The sequence below is a fragment of the Patulibacter sp. NPDC049589 genome (assembly GCF_040675535.1).
In the GTDB taxonomy this organism is placed as follows: domain Bacteria; phylum Actinomycetota; class Thermoleophilia; order Solirubrobacterales; family Solirubrobacteraceae; genus Patulibacter.
The window spans coordinates 1-2,055 of record NZ_JBFAPC010000323.1 but is presented as its reverse complement, the minus strand read 5'-3'; the positions used below and the strand labels follow the sequence as shown (position 1 = coordinate 2,055).

Below are 2,055 nucleotides of genomic sequence, written 5' to 3'. Positions count from 1 at the left end.
GCGCCGTCGGTGGCGGCCGCGGCACCGACGCCGTTCGCGTCCTCCGCGCCCGCCGGGCCGGCGTCGTCGAAGGGCAGCGCGAACAGGCCGCCGAGCTCCGCCTGCGCGTCGGCGGAGAAGGCGTCGGAGGGCGTCGGCGGCAGCGCCGGCGTCGCCGCAGTGGGGATGTCCGTCGCCGCCTCCCGTGCGTCGTCCGGCGCCGCGTCGACCGATGCGCCGCGCGCCACCCCACCCACCCCGACCGCGTGCGGCCGGTGCAGGTGCCCGAGCGCGACGTAGTCCGCCCCCGAGAAGACCGAGGCGGGCACGGTCTCCGCGCCGCCGATCGAGATGTCGCGCTCCGACTCCGACGGCTCGCCGCCCTGCACGAACGCGTGGGCGACGACGACCGAGCGCAGGCGCGCCGCGCCCTCGCGGGTCGTGCCGCGGCCGGTCACCGCGTCCGCGGCGGTGGCCTCCCCGCCCCGCCCCGCCAGGTCCGCTCGCACCAGCTCCATCGCCGCCCCGAGCACCGCGTCGTGCGAGCGCTCCTCCACGCCCAGCGGGCCGCGGGTCAGGTCCGGGTCCAGGTACGGGATGCCGTAGATCGCGACCGGCCCGTGCTCGTCCTCCAGCACGACGGGGTCGCCGCTCGTCGTCGGCTCGGTGCGCAGGTGGACGCCGCCGGCGGCGATCAGCTCGGCCGCGAAGCCCAGGCGTCCCGCGGAGTCGTGGTTGCCCGAGACGACGATCACGGGCGCGACGTCGGCGAGGCGGCGCAGGGCGTCGCCGGCCACGCGGACGGCCTCGACCGGGGGCAGCGCGCGGTCGAAGACGTCTCCGGCGACGAGGATCGCGTCGACGTCCTCGGCGCGCGCCAGCTCGACCAGGTGGTCGACGACGGCGCGCTGGGCGTGAAGCAGCGGGACGCGGTGCAGCGTCCGGCCGAGGTGCCAGTCGGCGGTGTGCAGCAGCCGCATCGGATCGACGACGGTACGCCCCGCGCCGGACATCGGTCGGCGCCCCGAAGGTACCCGCGGTAGGGACCGGGGCCGCCGGGGCGAAGGGCGGCACGTCTCGCTTCTTGCCGCGCCGCTTCCGGTTCCCCTACGATCGCGCCTATCTCGGCGCTTGAGGACAACGACCACGAGGGCGATCCCCGGGCCCGCGAGCCCTCGGCGCTGGACGCGCTGCCCGGCGTGGCGCGGATCGCGACCCGCGGCGGGATCCAGGCCGCGTCGTGGGGCGCGAGGACGTCGTTCCGCACCGGCGTCGGCATCACCAAGCGGCTGCCGTTCGGGGACGTCGCGCTGAAGGCCGCGGAGGAGGCGGCCGACCAGGTCCGCCGCAGCGCCCGCCAGCTGCTCGGCGTCGACGAGGTCGAGCGACGCGTCATGCGACTCGTCCCCGAGCGCGTCAGCGAGGCCTCGCGCGCATGGTCGGCGGAGCACCCCGCCGGGCACCACGGCCACGGGCACGAGCCGGTCCCGGAGCTCGCGCCCGGCGAGGTCCTCCAGCGTCGCGGCGCCGGGCTCCTGGCGCAGGCCGCCGACGTGACGTTCGAGGAGGCCACGCACCCCGCGTACGGCCGGATCCTCGACGAGCTGACCCCCGACGAGGCGCGGATCCTCCGCCTGATGGCCACCAAGGGCGCCCAGCCCGCCGTCGACGTCCGCACCGGCCGGCCGCTGCGGATCGGCTCGGAGATGATCGCGGCGGGCCTGACGATCATCGGCGCCGAGGCCGGCTGCCGCTACGTCGAGCGCGTGCCGTCGTACCTCAACAACCTGTTCCGCCTCGGGCTGATCTGGTTCTCCCACGAGGAGCTGCACGACCTGCGCGGCTACCAGGTGCTCGAGGCCCAGCCCGAGGTCGGCGACGCGATGAAGCGCGCCGGACGCGCCGCGCGCGTCGTCCGCCGGTCGATCGCGCTGACGCCGTTCGGCGAGGACTTCTGCCGCGTCTGCCTGCCGCTCGGCGAGCAGCGGCGGATCACAGGCGACACGATCGAGGGCTCCGCGATCCAGCCCGGCGCGGTCGACATCCCCGGCACCGCCCCGCGCCCCGCGCCGACCC

At 76.9% G+C, this 2,055-nt stretch carries 2 protein-coding genes; one reads left to right on the top strand and one right to left on the bottom strand.

Annotated features, from left to right (window positions below; translation table 11 throughout):
* Positions 1-959 (bottom strand): exonuclease subunit SbcD (gene sbcD / locus AB0L40_RS27710; RefSeq protein ID WP_364362017.1); only part of this gene is annotated, 959 nt, incomplete at its 3' end.
* 219 nt (positions 960-1,178) lie between these two features.
* Here sbcD and AB0L40_RS27705 point away from each other — a divergent pair.
* Positions 1,179-2,055: DUF4393 domain-containing protein (locus AB0L40_RS27705; RefSeq protein WP_364362015.1), on the top strand; the 877-nt coding region annotated here is incomplete at its 3' end.